Annotated in this window: 7 protein-coding genes; 2 read left to right on the top strand and 5 right to left on the bottom strand. The window is 53.8% G+C overall.

Annotated features, from left to right (window positions below; genetic code table 11):
* Positions 1 to 139: 139 nt before the first annotated feature.
* Genes ABWO67_RS09500 through ABWO67_RS09490 form a run of 3 tightly spaced genes read right to left on the bottom strand, consistent with a single transcriptional unit; the run spans position 140 to position 3,521 of the window.
* On the bottom strand, positions 140 to 922 hold the full coding sequence (locus tag ABWO67_RS09500) for an enoyl-CoA hydratase/isomerase family protein (protein ID WP_353150859.1): 783 nt from the start codon (positions 920 to 922) through the stop codon (positions 140 to 142).
* 9 nt (positions 923 to 931) lie between these two features.
* Positions 932 to 2,548 (bottom strand): class I adenylate-forming enzyme family protein, encoded by a 1,617-nt coding sequence (locus ABWO67_RS09495; RefSeq protein WP_353150856.1) that lies wholly within the window; start codon positions 2,546 to 2,548, stop codon positions 932 to 934.
* 1 nt (position 2,549) lies between these two features.
* On the bottom strand, positions 2,550 to 3,521 hold the full coding sequence (locus ABWO67_RS09490; protein WP_353150853.1) for a Bug family tripartite tricarboxylate transporter substrate binding protein: 972 nt from the start codon (positions 3,519 to 3,521) through the stop codon (positions 2,550 to 2,552).
* Between the two features lie 186 nt (positions 3,522 to 3,707).
* Here ABWO67_RS09490 and ABWO67_RS09485 point away from each other — a divergent pair, with 186 nt between their 5' ends.
* Positions 3,708 to 4,604, top strand: coding sequence for a LysR family transcriptional regulator (locus ABWO67_RS09485; RefSeq protein WP_353150850.1), 897 nt, complete (start codon positions 3,708 to 3,710; stop codon positions 4,602 to 4,604).
* Between the two features lie 116 nt (positions 4,605 to 4,720).
* The gene (gene hpaI, locus ABWO67_RS09480; RefSeq protein WP_353150847.1) at positions 4,721 to 5,482 is read left to right on the top strand and encodes a 4-hydroxy-2-oxoheptanedioate aldolase; all 762 of its coding nucleotides are present in this window, start codon (positions 4,721 to 4,723) and stop codon (positions 5,480 to 5,482) included.
* A gap of 33 nt (positions 5,483 to 5,515) precedes the next feature.
* Here the strand turns inward: hpaI and ABWO67_RS09475 are convergent, their stop codons facing one another.
* Both ABWO67_RS09475 and ABWO67_RS09470 read right to left on the bottom strand, forming a co-directional pair.
* A complete protein-coding gene (locus ABWO67_RS09475; protein ID WP_353150844.1) occupies positions 5,516 to 5,971 on the bottom strand; it encodes a ClpXP protease specificity-enhancing factor in 456 nt (151 codons plus the stop codon).
* A 4-nt stretch (positions 5,972 to 5,975) separates the two neighbouring features.
* Complete coding sequence (locus ABWO67_RS09470) at positions 5,976 to 6,584, bottom strand: glutathione S-transferase N-terminal domain-containing protein (protein WP_353150841.1); 609 nt, start codon at positions 6,582 to 6,584, stop codon at positions 5,976 to 5,978.
* Between the last annotated feature and the right edge of the window lie 37 nt (positions 6,585 to 6,621).

Genomic DNA, 6,621 nt, shown 5'->3' with positions numbered 1-6,621 from the left:
AGTTGAACCCTCGACCTTCGCATTACAAGTGCGCTGCTCTACCAACTGAGCTAAACCGGCGAAGGCGTCATTCTACTAGAAATTTTAATTCTTCACAGCACCGTACAGGATGGTCGGGGGTGCAAGGCGTTTTCCCGGGTCAGGCACTGAACTTTTCCCGGGTCTGAACGGCGGATTCGCTTAGGCCGCATAGTACAGATTGATCTACGTCCATGTACGAGGCCAGATGATTCAAGGCGTTGGCATAGTTATTCACACTGTGCTTGGTTAAGGTCGTGACGAGCCGGGGATTCTTGTTGACCTTTTCCGCCAGTTGCAGCGCTTTGTCCAGAGCGGTCCCTGCAGGTACGACGAAATCAATTAAACCCAATTCCAGGGCCTCGTGGCTACTTAGCTTTTCGCCCAGCAGAATCAGTTGCTTTGCCTTGGATGCGCCAACGATATTGACGAGCCTCGGTACTGTTTGCCAGCTCAAAGGGAGCCCTATTTGGGCTTCGGGCAGCATCATGATGGATGTTTCGGACTGAACTCTCCAGTCGCAACAAAGGGTCAACGCGATGCCGCCGCCTACATTAATGCCTTCAATGGCGGCAATGGTCAATTGCGGTATGTTTTCCCATGCCCTGCACATTGCCGCTCCCCGCGAGGAGGCTATACGTATAGCTTCAATGTCCGCCGGGTCAATATTCCATCGAGCGGGATCCTTGAGATCCACGCCTGCCGAGAACTCCGTGCGTGTTCCGGTCAGGATAACGCTATTGATGCTGCGGTCTTCATGAAAACTCTCGGCAACTCGTGTCAGCTCGGTCATTACGGCCTGCGACAGCGCATTCTTGTTCTTGCCACGATCCAGCCTGACGATTGCCGTCGCGCCGATGCGTTCTACGGATACGGCATGTTCCAGTGATACTGCTTGATTCATTCTAATTCCTTACGTGTGTATGGGTTCTGCGGCGTAGTGGCTGGCTTCGGCCTTGAGCCGAACCTTATCGACTTTGCCGATGGCGAGCATGGGCATGGCGGAACGTATGACGACCCGCTTGGGCACTTTGTAGTTGGCCAGGCGTTCCTTGCACCATGCGATCACCGCGGACTCTTGCAAACCGGTGCTCGCGTCTACCAGCACAAACGCATGTCCGACTTGCTGAAACTTCTTGTCGTCCACAGGCACGACCGCTGCCATTCTTATGGATGGATGTGCTTCGAGCACGAGTTCTACCTCGCGCGGGTAGACGTTGTACCCACCCGACTTGAACATTTCCTTTATTCGGCCGGCAATCTTGAAACTGCCATCCTCCAGCATGACCGCCAGATCACCCGTTCTGTACCAGCCATCAGCGGTAAAAGCCTCTTGAGTTGCAGTTTCATTATTCAGGTACCCCACCATGCAGTGCTCCCGGCGAACCTGAAGCTCCCCTTCTTCGAGGGGAGGCAGCGTATTTCCTTCCTTGCCGGCAATACGCATTTCGCCGTCCGGAATCGACCAGCCAATCGTGTAGGCGACGGATTCAAAGGAGTCGTGAAGACTCGCATAGCTGACGGTCGAACAGGATTCCGTCGATCCATACACGGTGGCGACTTGAGGGCAATGGCTGGCGAGCGCTTTAAGGGCTGGAACAGGCAACGCTGCCCCTGCCGATATATACCACTCAAGCTGTTTGAAAATGTCGACGCCGAAGGCTTCGTCCTCCATCAGCATATGCAGCATGGTCGGGCCCAGCATCAGCATATTGATTTGATATTGCCTGATTAACTGCAAGGCCTCCGCTGGGCGGAATCGTTCCTGGAAATAGATCGTTCCGGCGGCCTTGATTTGAACAAGCGAGCGAAATTGCATACCCCCCACATGATTGATAGGGGAGAAATTCAAAATGCGCGGCGGTTCGCTTGTTTTAAAGTACTGCGCTTGTACCGTAGCCCGGAATATCCCTGCGGTCTGCGAGAGCAGTACCCCTTTGGGTTGGCCAGTGGTTCCGGACGTATAGACGAGCATGCAAGCCTCGTCCCCAGAGGGGGTGGATGCCTCATCCTCGGCCGGCACTGCATGAGTCGCTGATTTTGCTAAAGCGTCATACAGGTTTTCGCAGCTGGCCTGTCGGCTGTCAAAATATACGACGCGTATATCAGACGTGCCATCTCTACTGCGCCGAGCCGAGGCGACACGTTCAAGCGTTTCCACATAATTGACGCCGTCGAATTCTTGCATCGATATGATAAGGGCAGGTTCAGCATGGCCGACGATATAGTCTATTTCGGGCTCTTTGTACTTGGGATTCAAGCCCAGCCAAATGGCGCCGATTTTTGCGCACGCCAGGAAGGTGATGATGGCTTCGGGGCGGGGCGGTGCGAGTAAGGCTACCCGGTCGCCGTGACGTATTCCATTTCTTTGAAGCAAATGGGCCGTACTTTCAACCGCCAGCGCCAACTGTGCATAAGTAAGCCGAAAGTCTCTTAAGACCACGGCGTCCCTGTGGGGCACGTTCCTCGCATGTTCATCGACTATATCGGGCCAGGTCTCTTGCTTGGCAATGTATGAGGTCGAAGTCATCTCAGTTGAACTTGATGTTGCGCTGTTTAATGATGCCGCGAAATTTCGTGGCTTCGGCGCGTATGTAGTCTTCGGTTTGCTGGGGAGTCAAATGCATGGGCATAGACTTCGTGGCCTCGATCTTCTCGATGAGATCCTTATCGTTCAGGGCTTCTGAAAAAGCCTTGTACAGTTTGTTGATGATGGGTTGTGGCGTAGCTTTTGGGGCTGCCAGAATGTATGAAATAGTGCTGGTGCTGGCATTGGGATAGCCTCTTTCACTAAGGGTTGGCGTGTCCGGAAGGAATTTGGTTCGGGAATGTTGCAACGTGACCAAGGGAATGATTTTGCCGGCTTGTATCATGGGGGTGGGTGAATTCACACCGTCTATCATGGCATCCACCTGTCCACCAGCCACAGCACTGACCGCCTCGAAACCTTTATAGGGGATTTGGTTCATCTTGATTCCCATATCGCCCATAAGCACTTCTGCCGCCAAGTGCGTAATGCCGCCGACCCCGTAGGTGGCATAGGAATAATGTCCGGGCTGCTCTTTCACTTTAGCCATGAACTCATCGAAATTCTTGGCGAACCCCGGATGCGTCGTCATGATCATGGGCGTTTCGCCCAGGGCCGTGATGTAGGTCATGCTTTTATCGGGATCATAGGGTTGGGGCGATTGTGTGTACGGGATCAGGCTGAAGCTTGTATTGGTAGAAAGCGCCAGGGTGTAACCATCGGGTGCCGCTTCTATCATTGCTTTCATGCCGATGACGGTACTGGCCCCTGGCCGGTTGATGACGACGATCGGACTGCCAAGCAGTTGGGAAACCTTCGGTACCAGGATGCGGAGCACTTGATCAGTGCCGCCACCGGCCTGGTAAGGCACGATGATCTTGATGGGTTGGTTGGGGTACGAAGTTGTCGCTGCGCTAGCCGGTCCGCTAGCCAGCATGCCATAGGCCAGCAGCATGGGGCCCAATAATTTTTTCATAACTATCTCCTTTGATTTTGTCTGGATGTTGTAGAACAGCGCTATGTGAATCCAGTCTATCAGCGGTGATCCCATGCTTTTATTCTTTCTTTTCGTTAATATATTAGTAATATCAATATATAAATGAACGCTGTCCAAGTAGGCATCGGGGGTGGTGCCTGAGGACGCTGTGGCCGGAGCGCAAACTTGAAAGTCGTAAAGCTTAATGTCACCCTGCGCCAGCTCAGAGCATTCGTATTCGTCAACAACTTCGGAAGTTTTGGAAAGGCTGCTGATGCGCTTTCAATGACTCAGGGCGCGCTTAGCCATTTGATCCATGAACTCGAAAAGCAGGTGGGTTTTAAAGTTTTTGAGAGGACGACTCGCAAACTGGACCTGACTCTCGAAGGGAAAACCTATCTGAGACAGGCAGAACAGGTGCTGATGGAGGTTCAAAGGCTTAACGAAACTGCCGAGGACGTTCTGTCGCGTAAGAACAGACAATTTCGATTGGGGTCGACAGCCGCACTCGTCGCATCCCGGCTCCCCTCGATGCTTCATGAGTTCTCGTTGGAACATCCAGACGTACGAATCGATTTGAAAGACATGCATCCGGATGCGCTTGTCAGCGCAATCGCTGAAGGCGAGATCGATCTGGCGATAGGCCCTATACGTCGTCGTGTACCCCCATCGATCTCGCAGAAGTTTCTGTTCAGCAGCCCGATAGCGCTAGTGGTGCCGCATGACCATGCCTTTGCAAAACTGGAGCTTGTCACTTGGGAGCAGCTAAAGGGTCAAACTTTCGTTTTCCATAGCCGTGACTCGCTAGCCCAAATGCAGGCTGACTCGGGAATTGACCTGTCGCAAAGCGAGGTGATAGAGCTATCGCACCTGCATAGCATTCTTTCTATCGTGGAATCAGGAGGGGGCGTCACGGTTGTGGCGGAGTATGCCTTCAAGTATTTACGCATCCATGACGTAGTGGCTGTTCCCCTGAAATCGCCGCAAGTCATGTTGCGAGTCGGGCTGTATCGAAACAAGCATCACGCGCATTCTGAGGCCGCCCAACATTTTTACGACTTTGTTGCGTCTCGCCACTACTAAATCGCTGCGCAGACCGATAGCCCTAGCAACGATGATACGATTAATCTCTAGCCGGCGAGATTCAAGATTTTACTTGTCTCGGAATTTATTATTGTTTTGTTTTCATAAGGTTAAGCATGCAACTCCCGATTAATCGTTTCAAGCGAGCCATTCTGGCCGGCCAGCATCAGCTTGGTCTGTGGGTATCTTTGGCCAGTCCTTACAGCGCTGAAATCGTTGCCGGATCCGGGTTTGATTGGCTCGTGCTCGATACCGAGCATTCGCCCAACGATGTAAGTTCAATATTGGGCCAGTTGCAGGCGACGGCGGCATATCCGGTTTCGCCAATTGTGCGCCCAAGCTGGAATGATCCGATTCAACAGAAGCGTTACTTGGATATCGGCGCGCAAACGTTGTTGATCCCCTATGTACAGAATGCGGAAGAGGCTGCTCAGGCCGTGGCCGGCATGCGCTATCCGCCAAATGGCATGCGTGGTGTTGGGGGGACGATGCGGGCAAGCGGGTTCGGGCGCTTGGCCACTTACGCGCAAAGCTGTGAGGATGAACTTTGCTTGCTGGTGCAGATTGAAACTCAGGAAGGCCTGGACAATCTGGAGGCGATCGCCGCCGTAGACGGCGTGGATGGCATATTTATTGGGCCGGCGGACTTGTCGGCCAGCCTGGGCCATTTGGGCGACATGAAGCACCCTAACGTGCAAAACGTCATAGAGGACGCCATACGGCGCATACGGGCCTGCGGCAAGGCGCCAGGCATCCTGACCTTCGACGAGGCCCTTGCGCGGCGTTATATCGAGTTGGGCAGCCTGTTTACCGCTGTCGGTATGGATGCTGCTGTGCTGGCGCGGGAGACCGAAAAGCTGGCGGCGCGGTTCAGGTAGAAGCACACGCGCCTTAACCAAGGCGCGTGTGGACTACTTGACGATTTTAAGCCGTGGCGGCTTGGGGGGCGCGTCGTCGGGCGGCGTCCCCTTGTCGCTTGTGGCTGCTGGTACTGTGCCATCGACAACGGCCTGGGGGCCGCTAGCTGTTGAATCGGCGCCTGGATAAGGTTGGGACTCAATAACATCAAAGCCCATGCCCGCACCGGTTTCGCGTGCGTAAATGGCCGATACGGCCCCTACAGGCACGAATATTTGCTCGGTGACGCCGCCAAATCGAGTCTGGAACTCGATGTAGTCGTTGCCCAGCGTTAGCCGGTTGGTGGCCAGGGTGCCGATATTCAGCGTGATCTGGCCATCGTGGATATGGGCAAGCGGAACAATGGTGTTCGCGTCAACCGTAACAACAATATGAGGGGTGTAGCCGTTATCGGTACACCACTCGTGCAGGGCGCGAATCAGGTAGGGCTTGGTCGATGATTCTTGCATAGCTTTAGCGACGCATGACCTTTTCGGAAGGGGTCAGCGCTTCGATGTAGGCAGGGCGCGAGAAAATGCGCTCGGCGTATTTCTGGATAGGGGCCGCATTCTTGGGCAATTCAATGCCGTAATGATCCAGGCGCCATAGCAGTGGCGCAACGGCGACATCCAGCATCGAGAACTCTTCGCCCAGCATGTACTTGTTTTTTAACAGCATCGGTGCCAATTGGGCAAGCCGGTCGCGGATATTCTGGCGCGCGAAGTCTTGCGCCTTGGTATCGTTGGAGCTGCGGTTTTCAAGCACCGACACGTGCACGAACAGTTCTTTTTCGAAGTTGTACAAGAACAGACGAGTACGAGCGCGCATGACGGGATCCGCAGGCATGAGCTGCGGGTGCGGAAAGCGTTCGTCGATGTATTCGTTGATGATATTGGACTCGTACAGAACCAGATCACGCTCGACCAGAATGGGAACCTGGCCGTAGGGGTTCATGACGGCAATGTCTTCAGGCTTGTTGTACAAGTCGATGTCACGGATTTCAAAATCCATGCCCTTTTCGAACAACACAAAGCGGCAGCGTTGGGAGAACGGGCAAGTCGTTCCAGAATAGAGCACCATCATGTCGCGAATTCCAATCGTAGAAATGAAAACAAGAGCG

Origin of the sequence: Pollutimonas bauzanensis, assembly GCF_040393045.1 — a bacterium.
In the GTDB taxonomy this organism is placed as follows: Bacteria; Pseudomonadota; Gammaproteobacteria; order Burkholderiales; family Burkholderiaceae_B; genus Pollutimonas; species Pollutimonas bauzanensis_A.
Note: the sequence above shows the minus strand (reverse complement) of the source record. Positions and strands in the feature narration are given on the sequence as shown.